Genomic DNA, 14804 nt, shown 5'->3' on the forward strand with positions numbered 1-14804 from the left:
CTCCCCCACTCTCGGCTCCGCTCGAGCGGGGGGACCCCCACCCGCGGCGGGCGCGGGCACCGCACGGGGCTTTCACCACACCCACTGGCCCCGCTGACGGTGGAGGGCATGGCGGCCGACCTGGTGCCACCGGGGACGGCCGGGCTGCCGCGCGGCGGGGCCTGGCTCTTCGTGGAGACGGGCGGCGAGACGGCCGCCGAGGCGCGGGCGAACGCCGAGGCGATCGTGCGCGCGGCGGACGCGGCCGCATCGCTCGTGGACTCGCTGGTGGTGACCGAGCCCGCCGCCCAGCGCGCCCTGTGGCGGGTCCGGGAGGACGCGAGCGGTACGGCGACCCGGATGCCCGACGGCAGCGAGGCGTGGCCGGGGTGGGAGGACTGCGCGGTGCCGCCCGCCCGACTGGGCGCGTATCTGGGGGACTTCCGAGGGTTGTTGCGGGAGCACGGTTTCCGCGGCGCTCCCTACGGCCACTTCGGCGACGGCTGCATCCACGTCCGCATCGACTTCGACCTGCTGACCGGGCCGGGCATCGCCCGCTTCCGCCGTTTCTCGGAGGAGCTGGCGGAGCTGGTCGTCGCGCATGGCGGCTCGCTCTCCGGCGAACACGGCGACGGTCAGGCCCGCGCCGAACTGCTGCCGACGATGTACGGCACCGAGATGGTCCGGCTGTTCGAGCAGGTGAAGAGCGTCTGGGATCCGGATGATGTGCTGAACCCCGGCATGCTCGTCCGCCCCGCCCCGCTCGACTCCAACCTCCGCTTCGCGGTGCTACCGCGTGGCAGGCCTCCGGTGCCGGTGGTGTTCGGGTACCCGGAGGACGGCGGCGACTTCTCGGCGGCCGTACGACGATGCGTGGGCGTCGCCAAGTGCCGTACGGCCGAGGTGAGTCCGGCATCCGGGGCCGTCATGTGCCCCTCGTTCCGGGCGACGGGGGAGGAGGAGCACTCCACCCGGGGCCGGGCCCGGCTGCTGCACGAGATGCTGGCGGGCGAGGTGGTGACGGACGGCTGGCGCTCGCCGGAGGTACGGGACGCCCTCGACCTCTGTCTGTCCTGCAAGGGCTGCCGCTCCGACTGCCCGGTCGGCGTCGACATGGCCACGTACAAGGCGGAGTTCCTCCACCACCACTACGCGGGCCGCCGCCGCCCCGCCGCCCACTACGCGATGGGCCGGCTGCCGGTGTGGCTCCGCCTGGTCGCCCGCACGCGCACGGCCCGCGTCGTCAACTACCTGACTGGCATAGGACCGTTGGCGAGGTTGACGAAACGGCTCGGTGGGATCGCGGAGGAGAGGGAGCTGCCGCGGCTGGCGGCGGTGCCGTTCAGCCGGTGGTATCTGCGGTGGTTGAGGGAGCGGGTCGAGGAGGAGGTGGCGGCGCAGGAGGAGCCGATCGCGGACGAGGTGATCGAGGGTGAGCCGCTGGGAGGCCGCCCCCTCACTCCGGAGGAGTTGGCTGAGGCGATGGCTGAGGCGGGCTTGGAGCAGGAGGACGACGAGGACGATGAGGACGATGAGGACGACGAAGGTTACGAGTCACCGGAGATGGTGCTCCTGTGGACGGACACTTTCACGGAGTATCTCTCGCCGTCCGTGGGACAGGCCGCCCTTCGCGTGCTGGAGGCCGCCGGGCTGCACGTGATCGTGCCGCCGACGCTCCGGATGAGAAGAAAACCGTCCTGGCTGAAGAGGATGGAGGCGGGCGAGAAGGTCGACCTCACCCAGTGGAAGCTCGCCCGGACCCTGTTCACCATGCGGCAGGGCCGGGTCTGCTGCGGCCTGACGTACATCTCGACGGGCCAGCTCGACCACGCCCGCGCGGTGCTGCGCCGCACGCTCGACATGCTCGGACTGTTCCTCGACCCGATCCCGGCCTGGATGCTCGCCCAGGAGCCCGACCTCACCCCGAAGCCCATCCCCATCGTCGTACTCGAACCGAGCTGCGCCGCCACCCTCCGCACGGACCTTCCCGAACTCCTCCCCGACGACCCCCGCGCGGCCCGACTCGCCGCCTCGGTCGTCACCTTCGCCGAGGCCCTCGACCGGTACGCCCCGAACTGGACCCCTCCCGTCCTCGACCGCCCGGTCGTCGGCCAGACCCACTGCCACCAGCACGCGGTCCTCGGCGACGCCCCCGACCGCCGGCTCCGCGCCGCGGCCGGCCTCACCGGCGACCTGAGCGGCGGCTGCTGCGGCCTGGCCGGCAACTTCGGCTTCGAGAAGGGCCACTACGACGTCTCCGTGGCCTGCGCGGATGACCAACTCCTCCCGGCGGTACGGGCGGCGCCCGACGACGCGGTACTCCTGGCGGACGGCTTCTCATGCCGGACGCAGCTGGAGCAGTTGGCGGGGCGGCGGGGGCTGCATTTGGCGGAGGTGCTGGCGGAAGGGTTGGCGGAGCGGCCGGAGGCTTGATCGCTCCGAAGAACGTCCGGAAAGCGCCCCTCAGGGCTGGTCGGACGGGACAGCGGTTGTCTGCTGGGGATGCCTGGGCGGCTGAGCTCCGGAAGTCCGCCGCCGACAGCCGGTCAGCGGCGTACCAGCCGTAACGCGACCACTCGCCCGCACGCACGTGCGGTACATAAGCGGTACATATAGGTGGCTATCGTCCGCGATTCACCCTTCAATGGGAACTGTCTTGCGAATCGACGCAATGGACGCAATAGACGTAATGGACGCAAATGGCGGACGGGGGAAAGCCATGGCTTCAGGGGTGCCCGGAAACAACGGCAGCGGTTCCGGTCTCGGCGAGAAGATCGGGGGCTGTCTCGGTCAATTGGGATGCTCCATCGTGTTCCTCGCCATCCTCGCGGGCATCGGAGCGTCCTGCGACTTCGACTCCGACAGCAACCCCGAACAGGGTGATGTCTGCTACGACGTCGGCGAAGAGGTGACCAACTCGGCCGGGGAGACGTTCGTTTGCCGGTAGCGACGTCGCCGTATACGCCTGGGCATCGCCATCAGGTGAGGCCGACGGTGAGGCCGGTCGCGCGGCCCTGTTCGTCCCACTGGATTCCCAGGATGTCCACGACCGCGTCGCGGTTGATGGGGCCGAAGACGTGGGGGAACAGGACGTCCCCGCCGACTCCCGGAGGCGGGGCGGGTGCCGCCGCCTCGAACTCGACCCGGGCGTCCAGTCGGGCCTCGTCGATGACGAGCACGTGCAACGGCTTCGGCGCGTCGCGGTAGAAGGCGTTGATGACGGCCAGGGTGGCCGGCTCGTCGGGGGAGCAGTGGACGAAGCCGTCCTCGGGGAGGGAGTCGGGGGAGTAGGGCTGGTCGGGGTGGGCGTTCCAGGCGGCGAGGGACACGACGTGGTGGATCATGGCCCGGTTATACAACAGCACGGCAGTCGACCTTGATCGACAAGCAGGGTGGCGCCTACGCTCCCGTGCCCATGGAGCTCGGGGGGACGGTCAGGGGGACGGATCGCGGTGGCCGTGGGCGCCGGACGATCGCGGGTGTGCTGATCGGGGCGGCGGCGCTGGCCGTGCTGGGTGTGGTGCTCGTCGTGCTGCCGGGCATGGTTGTCGACCACGACCTCGCCGGAGCGAGCGTCGCCGCGCAGGATCGACTGAAAGCGGTGAACGACGTCCGTACGACGCTGCTCCAGGCCGTCGGCGGCCTGGTCCTGCTCTTCGGCGCGTACGCCACCTGGCGCCAACTGCGGGTCAGCCAGGACGGCCTGCGCGCGACCCAAGAGGGTTACGTCACCGATCGTTTCAGCCGGGCGGTCGACCAACTCGGCAGCGACAACCAGGACGTACGCATCGGCGGACTCCACGCGCTGTGGCGGATCGCCGAGCACTCGGCACGCGACCGCGAGGCGATCATCTCGATCCTGGCCGCGTATCTGCGTACGCACCTGCCGTGGCCGCCGACCGACCCTGAGGCGCCGACGGCCGACACGCACATCAACGACCTGGCCCCGCTGGAGGTCCGCGTCGCCGACGCCCAGGTCGCCCTGACCGGCCTGGGTGTCGTACTGCAACACCCCCGGGAACAGTCCTGGGTGAACCTCGGCGTCACCGACCTCCGCCGCGCCGACTGCGACGGCCTGTGGCTGCACGAGGTCAACCTCGACCGGTCCTGCATGGAGTCGGCCGGCCTCTACCACGCCAACCTCACCCAGGCCTCCCTCGTCTCCGTCAACCTCCGCCACGCCGACCTCACGACGGCGATCCTGCGCCGAGCGCGGCTGGCCCTGGCCGACCTCCGGGGCGCGAAACTCGTCGAAACGGACCTGCGCGACGCCGACTTCACCGAGGCCGACCTACGCGAAGCCAACCTCCGCAAGGCCGACGCCCGCGGTGCCGTGTTCCACCGGGCCGACCTCCGCCTCGCCGACCTGCGCGGCACCGACCTCACCACCGCCGACCTCGCCGAGGCCCGCCTCACCGGAGCCATGACCAGCGAACGCACCCGCTGGCCCGCCGGCTTCGACCCCACGACCACCGGCGTACTCCACACCCCCGACCCCGGCCCTGAGCCCCCACCCCTGCTCCAACCACCGGGCATCACGACCCAGCATCCGCCGCTGCGGTCGATGCCCTGAGACATCGATGTTCTGGATCACAGGCGCCGTGGCAAGATCCGCGGCATGAGCACGCAACGCACAGTGGATCGCCCTGTCGCCCTGGTCACCGGTTCCACGTCGGGCATCGGCGAGGCCGTGGCCCGACGACTGGCGGCGGACGGGATGCGGGTCGTGGTCCACTCGCGCCGCAGTACGGAGGCGGGCGAGGCGCTGGCGGCGGAGCTCGGTGGAACGTACGTACGGGCGGATCTGGCGGTGGAGGACGAGGCCAGAGGCCTGGTCGAGGCGGCGCTCGCCCGCTACGGCGGCCGTCTGGACGTGCTAGTGAACAACGCGGGTATCAGTTGGCCCATCCCGCACGACGACCTGGCCGCGGCGACCCCGGCGGACTGGCGCCAGTTGCTGGAGGTCAACCTGATCGCCCCCTGGGTGCTGTGCACAGCCGCCCTCCCGGCCCTGCGCCGCTCCCCGGCGGGCGGCGGCATCGTGAACATCACCAGCCACGCCGGCGTACGTCCCAAGGGCTCATCGGTCCCGTACGCGGCGACCAAGGCCGCCCTGAACCACGTGACCCGCCTCCTCGCCGCCGCCCTCGGCCCCGACGTCCGCGTCAACGCGATCGCCCCGGGCCTCGTGGACACCCCGATGACCAAGGACTGGCTCCAGGCTCGTGAACTCTGGCGAGACCGAGCCCCCATGCACCGCCCCGCCCAACCGGCCGACGTGGCCGCCCTGGTGAGCTCCGTCGTCGCCAACACCTACCTCACGGGTGAGGTAATCGTCCTCGACGGGGGCTTGAACCTGACCTGAACCTGACCTGAGAACACGATCGATGTTGCTTACTGATCAGTCGTGTTTTAGACATGAGATCAAGAACTTCAGATCTCAAGTAACACGCAACCGAAGGGACGGCCTCCGCCCATGAAACCCCCCACCCAGAGGCCCAAGAAGGCGTTGTCGCGTGGCGTTCTCGCTGTCACCGCGGCCGGACTCGCCGCCGTACTCCCGTTGGCGGGAACGGTGTCCGCCACGCCGTCGACCGGCAAGGCCCAGCGGACGGTCGTGACCGCCGACGGCGAGAAGTTCCGTCTGCGACTGAAGGCCAACCCCGTCGTCCTGCCCGCCACCGGCGGCACCGTCAAGGTCAAGGGTGCCGGATACAACAGCGCCCAGGGCATCTTCCTCGCCTTCTGCGTGATCCCCGACGGCGTCAAGGTCGGCCACCCCTCGACGTACACCACCCTCCCCGGCCCGTGCCTCGGCGGCCGCGAGGCCCAGGACGGCTCCTCGCGCCGCATAACCGACACCGGCACCGGCACGCCGGGCATCACCCTGCCCTACGAGGAGGGCGGCCGCTTCCGCACGACCCTGAACCTCCGCCCCGAGATCGCCGACGGCAAGGTCTGCGGCGAAACCGTACGCTGCGCCATCGTCACCCGCGCCGACTTCACGGCGACGAACGAGCGGCTGTACGACCAGTACATCCCGGTGCACTTCGCGCCGGCGGGGGCAGTGCGCTAAGTCAAGCGCGCCGTTTGGCAGTTCTGTCCCGGCGACTCGCCGTGAACGAGGGCGTGTCGCCGACGCAGGTGGGACGGAACTGCCAAATGCCCAGCCCTGCCTGTGGGTTCGCCTCCGTTACTCGTACTTCTGGGCCGGGGCGCAGTCCATGTAGGAACCCGACTCGTAGGCCGCGCGGTCGCTGTCGCGGTCGCGGATGGCCTCGACGAGGCGGGCGTGGTCCTGGAACTGCTCGGGGCGCAGGGCGTCGCCGAAGTGGTCGAGGAGCGAGTCCCGGATCACCTCGCCGAGGTCGGCGTGCAGTTCGGCCAAAACCGTGTTGTGGGAGGCGGCGACGACGGCCAGGTGGAAGGCCACGTCCGCGTTCACGAAGCCGACCCGGTCCCCGGCCGACCAGGCACGCTCCCGCTGTTCCAGCGCGAGGTCCAGCCGTTCCAGGTCGTCCGGGGTGCGGCGGGCGCAGGCCAGGCGGGCCGCCCGGATCTCCAGGGCGCTGCGAACATCCGTGACGTCCTCGGTCCGGGCCTGTTCGAAGCGGGTGCGCATCATGCTGGCCAGCTCGCTGGTCGCCCGTACGTAGGAGCCGGAGCCGTGGCGGATGTCCAGCAGGCCGGTGTGCGCCAGGGCCCGGATCGCCTCGCGCACCGTGTTGCGGGCCACGCCGAGCTGCTCGACGAGCTCCGTCTCCGTGGGGATACGGGAGCCCACGGGCCAGGCCCCGGAGGTGATCTGCCGCCGCAGCCGGGCGATCACCTGGTCGGAAAGTGCTTGACGGCGAACAGGGTCCAAAGTCATCCCATAAGTCTAGGAAACCTTCATCCCATGAGTCTGGCTGAGGCTCATGGGATGAGTTCGGACGGGTGTGGCTCTGTTGAGCCTCCGGCCAGATCCTTTGAGTACGGGCCGCCGCTTTCTGAGTCGGGGCGACTCGACTCGTTTCGGCCAAAACTCATCCTATGACTCTACGACGAACCACTAGACATCCAGTCATGGGATGAGTCTACGATAGGACCGTGCCGATGGATGAGCTCAAGAACCGCGCCTCGCGCACCGGCCAGGAAGCTTCTCTCCTCAGCTCCCGGGGGGTGCGTCGGCTGGCGGTGGCGGCGCTCGTACTCGCGGCCCTGAACCTGCGGCCGGGGGTCACCAGCCTCGGGCCGGTCCTGGAAGAGGTGCGGGACAGCCTGGCCATGAGCGGGACGGTGGCCGGACTCCTGACCTCCATCCCGGCGGTGTGCTTCGCCGTGATCGGCTCGACGGCCCCGGCCCTGGCCCGGCGGCACGGTGCGGCCGGTGCCATCGCGGCCGCCGGTGCGGTGCTGACGGCGGGCCTCGCGCTGCGGCCGTTTGCCGCCGACGCCGTGTTGTTCGTCGTGCTGACCGCTCTGTCGCTCGCCGGTATCGCCATCGCCAACGTGCTGCTCCCGGCCGTCGTCAAACAGCGCTTCCCCGACCAGGTGGGCGCGATGACCGGCCTGTACTCCATGGCGCTCAACGTCGGTGCCTCGTCCGCCGCCGCCGTCACCGTCCCCCTGACCGAGGCGTTCGGCGGCGACTGGCGCTACGGCCTGGGCGCCTGGGCGGTCCTGGCTGCGCTGGCCGTACCGCCCTGGCTCGCCCTCGCCCGCCACCGCCCCCCGCGGGCCGCGACGGAAGCGGGCCGGATGGATGACCCCGCCGACCGGCGGGACCCCGCCGACCGGCGGCCGGACCGTCCCCCGATCCGGCTCTCGCGCGACGCCACCGCCTGGGCGCTCACCGCCTACTTCGGGCTCCAGGCGAGCGCGGCCTACATCATCATCGGCTGGCTGCCCCAGATCTTCCGGGACGCCGGGCTCTCCGCCGGGACGGCCGGGCTGCTGTTCTCCGTCACCTCATTGCTCGGCGTACCGCTGTCCTTCGCGCTGTCGGCCGTCGCCGGGAAGCTGCGCCATCAGAGCGGGATCGCGGCGGCGATCGGCGTCTGCGGCCTGGCCGGGTTCGCGGGGCTGTGGGCCGACGCCTCCGCCGTGCCCTGGCTCTGGGCGTTCCTGCTGGGCGTGGCGAACTGTTCCTTCCCACTCGCCCTGACCATGATCAGCATGCGGGGCCGGGACGCCGCCACCGTCGTACGGCTCTCCGGCTTCGTGCAGAGCTTCGGCTATCTGCTGTCCATTCCCGGCCCCGTCCTCGTGGGCGTCCTCTACGACCGCTCCGACGGCTGGCGGCTGCCGCTGACCTTCGTCCTGCTGCTCACTCTGGTCCAGATCGAGGCGGGCCTGCTCGCGGGGCGCAATCGCCAGATCGGCTGAGCCCGCCTTCGCAAACTGGCGCGACGAACAGCGATTGGCAGTTCAGTCTCGGCAACACGCCGCGAAACGGGGCGTACCGCCGCGTCAGGTGAGACGGAACCGCCAAATGCCGAGCGCCTACGGGAGCTGCGACACGCATCGCGTGCGTGGTCCGGGCCCGGGAGGCCAGTTCCCTGCGCGGCCTGGCCAATTGGGCACAGCCAGAGGCGACGGGGAGGCCCTGAACCATCACTCCGGTGGAGCAGGGGCCCCGCACACTGACGCCGTGCCCGGCGTCCCAGATCGCGGGATCACGCTAACCCGGACGGCCCAGTACACCGCAAGCCCAGAAGCCGACCATCACACGATCGAGCTAATTCGACCTCATACGCACTCCTCGCTGAACAGTTCTCAACCCCCACCCTCCTCGCGGACCTGGGCCACCCGCCTCGCCGCAGCGAGGACCGCGTCTCCGCCCGCATCCCCACCCAGGACCAGTACCAGGCGCTGAGGCTCCCCAGCAGCCTGCCGGTGCTGCGCACATTCCGCGTGGTCTACAGCGAAGACGAACGCCCCATCGAGGCGACGGTCATGGTGAAGGCAGGCCATCTCTACGAGCTTCAGTACGAGTTCACACCTGAATGATCAGGGAGGCGTGCGACTCGGTCTGACCCGGCGAAGCACTGAAGAGCCGGCCCATGTCCGTGTCCTGCTCGTCCAGAGCCCAAGCCGCTCGGGCACGGGTTACTGGTTCGCCTTCCCCCGCCCCACCTGGGTCCGTACCGCCCCCATGCTCGCCGCGATCACCAGGGCGATCGCGAGGGACTCCGTCGGGGACAGGGTCTGGTTCAGGATCAGGAAGCCTGCTGTCGCGGCGATGGCGGGCTCCAGGCTCATGAGGATGGCGAAGGTGGAGGCCGGGAGGCGGCGCAGGGCGAGGAGTTCGAGGGTGTAGGGGAGGACGGAGGAGAGTACGGCGACGGCGGCGCCCAGGGCGATCGTCGTCGGGTCGAGGAGCCGCGTCCCGGACTCGATCACGCCCAGCGGCAGGAACAGCACCGCCGCGACCGCCATGGCCAGAGCCAGCCCGTCGGCCTGCGGGAACCGGCGGCCCGTACGCGCGCTGAAGACGATGTACGCGGCCCACATCGCCCCGGCGGAGAGAGCGAAGGCCACGCCGAGCGGGTCCAGGCCGCCGAAGCCACCGCCGCCGAGGAGGAAGACGCCGCAGAGTGCGAGCCCGGCCCACACCAGGTTCACCGCGCGGCGGGAGGCGAGGACGGACAGGGCCAGTGGGCCGAGTACCTCCAGGGTGACGGCGGGGCCGAGGGGGATACGGGCGATGGACTGGTAGAAGAGGCCGTTCATCGCGGCCAGGGTGACGCCGAAGACGACGACCGTCCCCCAGTCGGTGCGCGAGTGCCCGCGCAGCCGGGGCCGGCACACCACGAGCAGCACCAGCGCGGCCACCGCCAGCCGCAGCGACACCACGCCGAGCGCCCCGGCCCGAGACATCAGGTTCACCGCCAACGCCCCGCCGAACTGCACCGATATCCCCCCGGCCAGCACGAGGCCCACCGGCCCGAGGGGGCCCCGGCGCGCGGCAGCCGCCGGGGCGGCGGGGGTGGCGGGGGCGGGGGCCGGGGCGGACCGGTCAGCGCTGGGGAGTGTCACGGGGGCCGTCCAGGAGGAGCGATGAGAGAACTGAGGGGACATTAGTTCAGTCTAGTGGGCTTCATGGTTCACGGTAGTGGACTATGTCAGGACTGTAAACCTCTTTTGCGGCTGACATCGGTTGTGGCTACGACACCCGCGTCGACCTCAACTCCTCCCGCCTGTCCTCGCCACCGACGCCGACGGCATCCTCGTCCTCGACCGGGCCACATCGTCGAAACCGGCCGCAGCGGATCAGCAAATCCGCGATCCCGTTGACGTGCCGGTCGCGCGAGTCGGTGGGGGGCGTCCGGCAGGGGTCCGGCGGCGCTTTGGCCGCGGGTTCCCGAGCCCCGCGCCCGCCGCCACTGACGGCGCCCAGTTGTTCAGAGTTCGTGAGTGGCTCATGTCATCCCCCGCCTGTCCGTCGTACGGTGAGGAACGCGTGTTCCAGGTGCATGGGGCAGGGTTCGGCGAACGGGGGGGGACGATGCTTGCGGAGGGGTACGGCTACCAGGTTTCCCCGCACCCGGCGGGGCCCATCCAGAGATAGCCAGGGAACTCGGGGTTCACCGGAAAACGTACCGCCGGGCCCTGCTGACCGGGTCGTCGCTGTGGGCGGTTGCCGCCGGCGCGGTGGCCGTGTGGCAGGCCACCGACGGGTACGGCGGCCTCACGTGGGTTCTCGTCGTGTGCGCCGGTGGGGGCACGCTCGGGCTGTTCTTCCTCGCGGGAGGGCTGGCCATGCTCTCCCAGATGGGGCCACTGCTGGAAGTCGCCCGTGCCCATCCGCTCCAGGCGTGGCCGTGCCAGCTGGAGCGGGTCCCGGGCGGCGGGCGGGTGCTGCTGCTGCTCGCCCCCGACGGCAGCGTCGCGCGGGAGCTGAACTCGGACGTGCCGGACGAGGTGTGGTTCCGGATGACCGACGGCCGCGGCATGCTGTGGATAGCCGGGGATCTGCGCTTCACCTGCCTGGTGGCCGCTCCGGGCGGCCGCCCGTGTGGCGCGGCAAGGGCACCCCCTACGGCAGCTCGCGACGCCAGTCGGGCTCGGGCCTGCGCCCGCTGGAAGAGGAGCTCGTCCGAGCGGTGACCCAGCAGGCGTTCGGTAGCTGGTTGTAGGCAGTTCTGTCCAGGACGCTGTGGTTGTCGGACGCCGCGCGCCCATGCTGCTGCCCTGCCCCTGGCCCTGCATGCCGACACCGTGCTGCCGCGGCCCCGCACGGCGGTTCGCGGGCCGCGGAGGTCCCGCCGTTCCCGCCTGGGACGTACGACGAGAACACCGAGACCCCCGCAGGCTTCGCCCGCTGGTGAACGGACCCCGATCCCGGCCCAACGGCGCCCCCATCTCCTAGGGTTGAACCCCGAAGGCGGCCGAGGCACAGGACGCGCGAGGGGCGGACACCGGTGAAGGCACAGGACGGCGGCGGGCACGGCGCCGCATCCCGCAACGAGATCAGCGGCGGCACCCAGCACGCACCGGTTCTCCAAGCCCGCGACTTCACCGGCCCCGTCACGATCACCACCACGACCGCCGTTCCCGGCACCCCCGTACCCACCCACCTCCAGGACCCCCGCAACTGGCCCCTCGCAGCCGACTGGGACGCCCTCTCGGCGGGAGCCCACCGCTCACGCCCTGACGCCGACGGCGACGCCGTACCCCCGTACATCCCCCGCGACATCGATGCGGACCTGCGCCACCGCCTGGGCGAAGCCGCCGAGGCAGGCGGGCTTGTGCTGCTCGTGGGCGACTCGACCGCCGGGAAGACGCGTGCCGCGCACACGGCCGTCCGGGACGTGCTGCCCGGCCACCGGGTGCTGGACCCGGGCGGCGTGCGCGACCTTCTCGCGGTCACCGGCGTCGTCGCACGCGCCGGAGTGCGTTGCCTCGTCTGGCTGGACGACCTGGAACGCTATCTGGCACCCGACGGGCTGAGCCCCGCCCTCCTCGCCGAACTCGCCCGGCTGCGTGTCCCGGTCGTCGCCACCATGCGCGTACGGCAGTACGAGACCTTCCTCGCCCGTGACCACGAGGACCGTACGGACACCGCGAGCCGCATCCTGCGCATGGCACACCCCGTCGAGGTCGAACGCGTCTGGAGTGCCGCCGAAGTGCGCCGCGCCGAGAACAGCGCGGACGAGCGGATCGAGGACGCGGTCGCCCACCACGGCGTCCACGGCATCGCCGAGTACCTCGCCGCCGGCCCCGCCCTCCTCACCCCTCGCCGACGCCCTCGCCTGGGCCACCCGCGTCCGCCACGGCGCCACCAGCCTCCTCTCGCCCGCCTCCGGCACGGCATACATGCCCTTCGACTACCTCGTCGACCACGCCGACGCGTTCGTGTCGCAGCAGGTGTGGGAGGCGAGCCTGGCGCACGCGGCCGATGACGAGGAGCGCCTGATCATCGGCTCTCACGCCGAGCACGAGGGCCAGTACGACCTCGCCGAGGCCACATGGCGACCGCTCGCCGAGGCAGGCCACCCCGTGGCCATGAGTCTCCTGGGCAGTTATCGCAGCAGCCCCATCGGCGACGACCCGGAGGAGGCCGAGCGTTTCCTGAAAGGCGCGGCGGACGCGGGGGAAGTCGTCGCGATGAGCAACTACGGTGACCTGCTCAAGCGGCAGGGGCGTCTTGCCGAGGCGGAACCGATATACCAGCGTGCGGTCAATGCCGGGTCCCACTTCGCCGCAGGGAAACTCGGCTTTCTGCAACTGGAGGAGGGCAGGCGCGAGGAGGGCGAGGCCAGTCTCCGTCGCGCGGTCGAGGATCCTGATGCCATCGGCGGGCTCTTCTGTTACCCGTTGGCGCGGTTGCTGGAAGAAGACCGGGAGGCCGGAGGAGGCCGTGGAGATGCACCTCCGCTCCTTTCGGTCGGGAAACCATGGCTCCCTGTCCAGGCTGCGGCACCTGCCCCTCCGCCCCGAGCACCTCGACGGACTGACGCGGACGTACCAGTCGATGGCGTCGGTGGGCCACGCGCTCCTCTTCGACGACCTGCGGCAATTCCTCACGGACATGGGCCGCCCCCCGACCTGATCCAGCCCCGGCCGGGGTCCCCGCGAGGCTGCCGCAAAAACAATGCAAGCACGCTTGCTTGTTTCTTCTCCCGCTGCCATGCTCCCACCCATGGCCGACCCCACCCCCGTGATCGACGCTCTCCGCGCGGAGAGCAAGGAACTCGACCTGCTCGTGGCCGAGTTGAGCCCGGAGCAGTGGGCGCTCGCGACCCCCGCCCCCGGCTGGACCGTCGCCCACCAGATCGCCCACCTCGTCTGGACCGACCGTGCCGCGCTGCTGGCCGTGACCGATCAGCGTGCCTTCGCCCGTGAGGTCGAGACGGCGTTGACCTCGCCCGGGGACTTCGTGGACAACGGTGCGGAGGAGGGCGCCGGGAAGCCGCCCGAGCAGCTGATCGGGGACTGGCGGGCCGGGCGCGAGGCCCTGGAGGACGCCCTGCGTGCCGCACCCGACGGGGCGCGGTTCCCCTGGTACGGGCCGCCCATGTCCACCGCCTCCATGGCGACCGCCCGCCTCATGGAGACCTGGGCCCACGGCCTGGACGTCGCCGACGCGCTGGGGGTCCCACGGATCGCCCCCAGCGACCGGCTCCGGCACATCACCCGACTCGGCGTCCGCACCCGCGACTTCGCCTTCGGCGTGCACGGACTGACCCCGCCGTTCGAGGAGTTCCGCGTGGAACTCGCCAGCCCCACCGGAGAGTTGTGGGAGTACGGCCCCGAGGACGCGACCGACCGCGTCACCGGTCCCGCCCTCGACTTCTGCCTCCTGGTCACCCAACGCGCCCACCGCGCCGACCTCACCCTCCGCGCCGACGGCCCGGACGCCGACCGCTGGCTGGACATCGCCCAGGCCTTCGCGGGACCACCGGGCAAGGGCCGCGCCCCCGGCAAGGAGTCCACGTGACGCCACCCCTCCGCATAGGCAACGCCTCCGGCTTCTACGGCGACCGCTTCGACGCCATGCGCGAGATGCTCACCGGCGGCGAACTGGACGTCCTCACCGGCGACTACCTCGCCGAGCTGACCATGCTCATCCTCGGCCGCGACCGACTGAAGGACCCCACCGCCGGGTACGCCCGCACCTTCCTCCGCCAACTGGAGGAGTGCCTGGGCCTCGCCCACGACCGAGGCGTCCGCGTCGTCACCAACGCCGGCGGCCTCAACCCCGCCGGACTCGCCGACGCTGTACGGCAGTTGGCCGACCGCCTCGGCATCCCCGTCCGCGTCGCCCACGTCGAGGGCGACGACCTCACCGCCCAGTACCCCGGCAGCCTCGCCGCCCACGCCTACCTCGGCGGCTTCGGCATCGCCGCCTGCCTGCGCGAGGGCGCGGACCTCGTGGTCACCGGCCGGGTGACGGACGCGGCCCTCGTCACCGGGCCCGCCGCCGCCCACTTCGGCTGGGGTCCGGGGGAGTACGACCGCCTCGCGGGCGCGGTCGTCGCCGGGCACGTCCTGGAGTGCGGGACACAGGCCACCGGCGGCAACTACGCGTTCTTCGAAGAGGGTGACATCCGCCGCCCCGGTTTCCCCCTCGTCGAACTCCACGCGGACGGCAGCTGCGTGATCACCAAACACCCTGGTACCGGCGGCTTCGTCGACCTAGGCACGGTGACGGCGCAACTGCTGTACGAGACGTCCGGCCCCCGGTACGCCGGCCCCGACGTCACCGCCCGCCTCGACACGGCCGAACTCACCCAGGACGGCCCCGACCGCGTACGGATCACCGGCGTCCGCGGCGAGGGGGGGGGGGGGGGGGGGGGGGGGGGGGGGGGGGGGGGGGGGGGGGGGGGGGGGGGGGGGGG

At 71.4% G+C, this 14804-nt stretch carries 14 protein-coding genes and 1 pseudogene; 12 read left to right on the plus strand and 3 right to left on the minus strand.

Annotated elements, in window-relative coordinates; all coding sequences use genetic code 11:
- The first annotated feature begins 108 nt into the window (after positions 1 to 108).
- Both F3T56_RS11995 and F3T56_RS12000 read left to right on the plus strand, forming a co-directional pair.
- On the plus strand, positions 109 to 2412 hold the full coding sequence (locus F3T56_RS11995; RefSeq protein WP_425473564.1) for an FAD-binding and (Fe-S)-binding domain-containing protein: 2304 nt from the start codon (positions 109 to 111) through the stop codon (positions 2410 to 2412).
- A 286-nt stretch (positions 2413 to 2698) separates the two neighbouring features.
- Entirely contained in the window at positions 2699 to 2926 is a 228-nt protein-coding gene (locus F3T56_RS12000; protein WP_149824926.1) for a hypothetical protein, read from the plus strand.
- Between the two features lie 31 nt (positions 2927 to 2957).
- On the opposite strand, the gene F3T56_RS12005 is transcribed toward F3T56_RS12000, so the two are convergent.
- Positions 2958 to 3323 carry a DUF952 domain-containing protein gene (locus tag F3T56_RS12005; protein WP_149824928.1) on the minus strand — a complete coding sequence of 122 codons (366 nt, stop codon included), beginning with the start codon at positions 3321 to 3323 and terminating at the stop codon, positions 2958 to 2960.
- A 71-nt stretch (positions 3324 to 3394) separates the two neighbouring features.
- Here F3T56_RS12005 and F3T56_RS12010 point away from each other — a divergent pair, with 71 nt between their 5' ends.
- The 3 genes from F3T56_RS12010 (at position 3395) to F3T56_RS12020 (ending at position 6055) form a co-directional block, all read left to right on the plus strand.
- Positions 3395 to 4552, plus strand: coding sequence for a pentapeptide repeat-containing protein (locus tag F3T56_RS12010; RefSeq protein WP_149824930.1), 1158 nt, complete (start codon positions 3395 to 3397; stop codon positions 4550 to 4552).
- Positions 4553 to 4597: 45 nt separating this feature from the next.
- On the plus strand, positions 4598 to 5344 hold the full coding sequence (locus tag F3T56_RS12015) for an SDR family NAD(P)-dependent oxidoreductase (RefSeq protein ID WP_149824932.1): 747 nt from the start codon (positions 4598 to 4600) through the stop codon (positions 5342 to 5344).
- A 111-nt stretch (positions 5345 to 5455) separates the two neighbouring features.
- Positions 5456 to 6055, plus strand: coding sequence for a hypothetical protein (locus F3T56_RS12020; RefSeq protein WP_149824933.1), 600 nt, complete (start codon positions 5456 to 5458; stop codon positions 6053 to 6055).
- A 117-nt stretch (positions 6056 to 6172) separates the two neighbouring features.
- Here F3T56_RS12020 and F3T56_RS12025 read toward each other — a convergent pair whose 3' ends face one another.
- Positions 6173 to 6850 carry a FadR/GntR family transcriptional regulator gene (locus F3T56_RS12025; RefSeq protein WP_149824935.1) on the minus strand — a complete coding sequence of 226 codons (678 nt, stop codon included), beginning with the start codon at positions 6848 to 6850 and terminating at the stop codon, positions 6173 to 6175.
- A gap of 224 nt (positions 6851 to 7074) precedes the next feature.
- Here F3T56_RS12025 and F3T56_RS12030 point away from each other — a divergent pair, with 224 nt between their 5' ends.
- Together F3T56_RS12030 and F3T56_RS12035 are read left to right on the plus strand one after the other, a co-directional pair.
- Positions 7075 to 8346 carry a CynX/NimT family MFS transporter gene (locus tag F3T56_RS12030; protein WP_149825163.1) on the plus strand — a complete coding sequence of 424 codons (1272 nt, stop codon included), beginning with the start codon at positions 7075 to 7077 and terminating at the stop codon, positions 8344 to 8346.
- Between the two features lie 393 nt (positions 8347 to 8739).
- Positions 8740 to 8970 (plus strand): annotated as a pseudogene (locus tag F3T56_RS12035) (UTRA domain-containing protein); the annotation flags it as partial.
- Between the two features lie 99 nt (positions 8971 to 9069).
- Here F3T56_RS12035 and F3T56_RS12040 read toward each other — a convergent pair.
- On the minus strand, positions 9070 to 9999 hold the full coding sequence (locus tag F3T56_RS12040) for an EamA family transporter (protein WP_149824937.1): 930 nt from the start codon (positions 9997 to 9999) through the stop codon (positions 9070 to 9072).
- Between the two features lie 615 nt (positions 10000 to 10614).
- On the opposite strand from F3T56_RS12040, the gene F3T56_RS12045 reads away from it, so the two are divergent.
- From F3T56_RS12045 to F3T56_RS47705, 5 genes are all read left to right on the plus strand, one after another.
- Positions 10615 to 11070 carry a hypothetical protein gene (locus tag F3T56_RS12045; RefSeq protein ID WP_149824939.1) on the plus strand — a complete coding sequence of 152 codons (456 nt, stop codon included), beginning with the start codon at positions 10615 to 10617 and terminating at the stop codon, positions 11068 to 11070.
- Between the two features lie 314 nt (positions 11071 to 11384).
- Positions 11385 to 12365: a hypothetical protein gene (locus F3T56_RS12050; protein WP_149824940.1), complete on the plus strand. Its 981-nt coding sequence runs from the start codon at positions 11385 to 11387 to the stop codon at positions 12363 to 12365.
- Positions 12366 to 12823: 458 nt separating this feature from the next.
- Positions 12824 to 13015 (plus strand): hypothetical protein, encoded by a 192-nt coding sequence (locus F3T56_RS12055; RefSeq protein ID WP_149824942.1) that lies wholly within the window; start codon positions 12824 to 12826, stop codon positions 13013 to 13015.
- Between the two features lie 90 nt (positions 13016 to 13105).
- Positions 13106 to 13903: a TIGR03084 family metal-binding protein gene (locus F3T56_RS12060; protein ID WP_149824944.1), complete on the plus strand. Its 798-nt coding sequence runs from the start codon at positions 13106 to 13108 to the stop codon at positions 13901 to 13903.
- A 56-nt stretch (positions 13904 to 13959) separates the two neighbouring features.
- Positions 13960 to 14804, plus strand: an 845-nt coding sequence (locus F3T56_RS47705; RefSeq protein ID WP_246203593.1) for an acyclic terpene utilization AtuA family protein, incomplete at its 3' end; no start/stop codon positions are given.

It is taken from the genome of Streptomyces tailanensis (assembly GCF_008386495.1).
GTDB lineage: Bacteria > Actinomycetota > Actinomycetes > Streptomycetales > Streptomycetaceae > Streptomyces > Streptomyces tailanensis.

What these genes read in the sequence shown, in the direction of transcription:
- F3T56_RS11995 (WP_425473564.1), top strand. Translation starts at nt 109, where the DNA reads ATGGCGGCCGACCTGGTGCCACCGGGGACGGCCGGGCTGCCGCGCGGC.
- F3T56_RS12000 (WP_149824926.1), top strand. Translation starts at nt 2,699, where the DNA reads ATGGCTTCAGGGGTGCCCGGAAACAACGGCAGCGGTTCCGGTCTCGGC.
- F3T56_RS12005 (WP_149824928.1), bottom strand. Translation starts at nt 3,323, where the DNA reads ATGATCCACCACGTCGTGTCCCTCGCCGCCTGGAACGCCCACCCCGAC.
- F3T56_RS12010 (WP_149824930.1), top strand. Translation starts at nt 3,395, where the DNA reads ATGGAGCTCGGGGGGACGGTCAGGGGGACGGATCGCGGTGGCCGTGGG.
- F3T56_RS12015 (WP_149824932.1), top strand. Translation starts at nt 4,598, where the DNA reads ATGAGCACGCAACGCACAGTGGATCGCCCTGTCGCCCTGGTCACCGGT.
- F3T56_RS12020 (WP_149824933.1), top strand. Translation starts at nt 5,456, where the DNA reads ATGAAACCCCCCACCCAGAGGCCCAAGAAGGCGTTGTCGCGTGGCGTT.
- F3T56_RS12025 (WP_149824935.1), bottom strand. Translation starts at nt 6,850, where the DNA reads ATGACTTTGGACCCTGTTCGCCGTCAAGCACTTTCCGACCAGGTGATC.
- F3T56_RS12030 (WP_149825163.1), top strand. Translation starts at nt 7,075, where the DNA reads ATGGATGAGCTCAAGAACCGCGCCTCGCGCACCGGCCAGGAAGCTTCT.
- F3T56_RS12060 (WP_149824944.1), top strand. Translation starts at nt 13,106, where the DNA reads ATGGCCGACCCCACCCCCGTGATCGACGCTCTCCGCGCGGAGAGCAAG.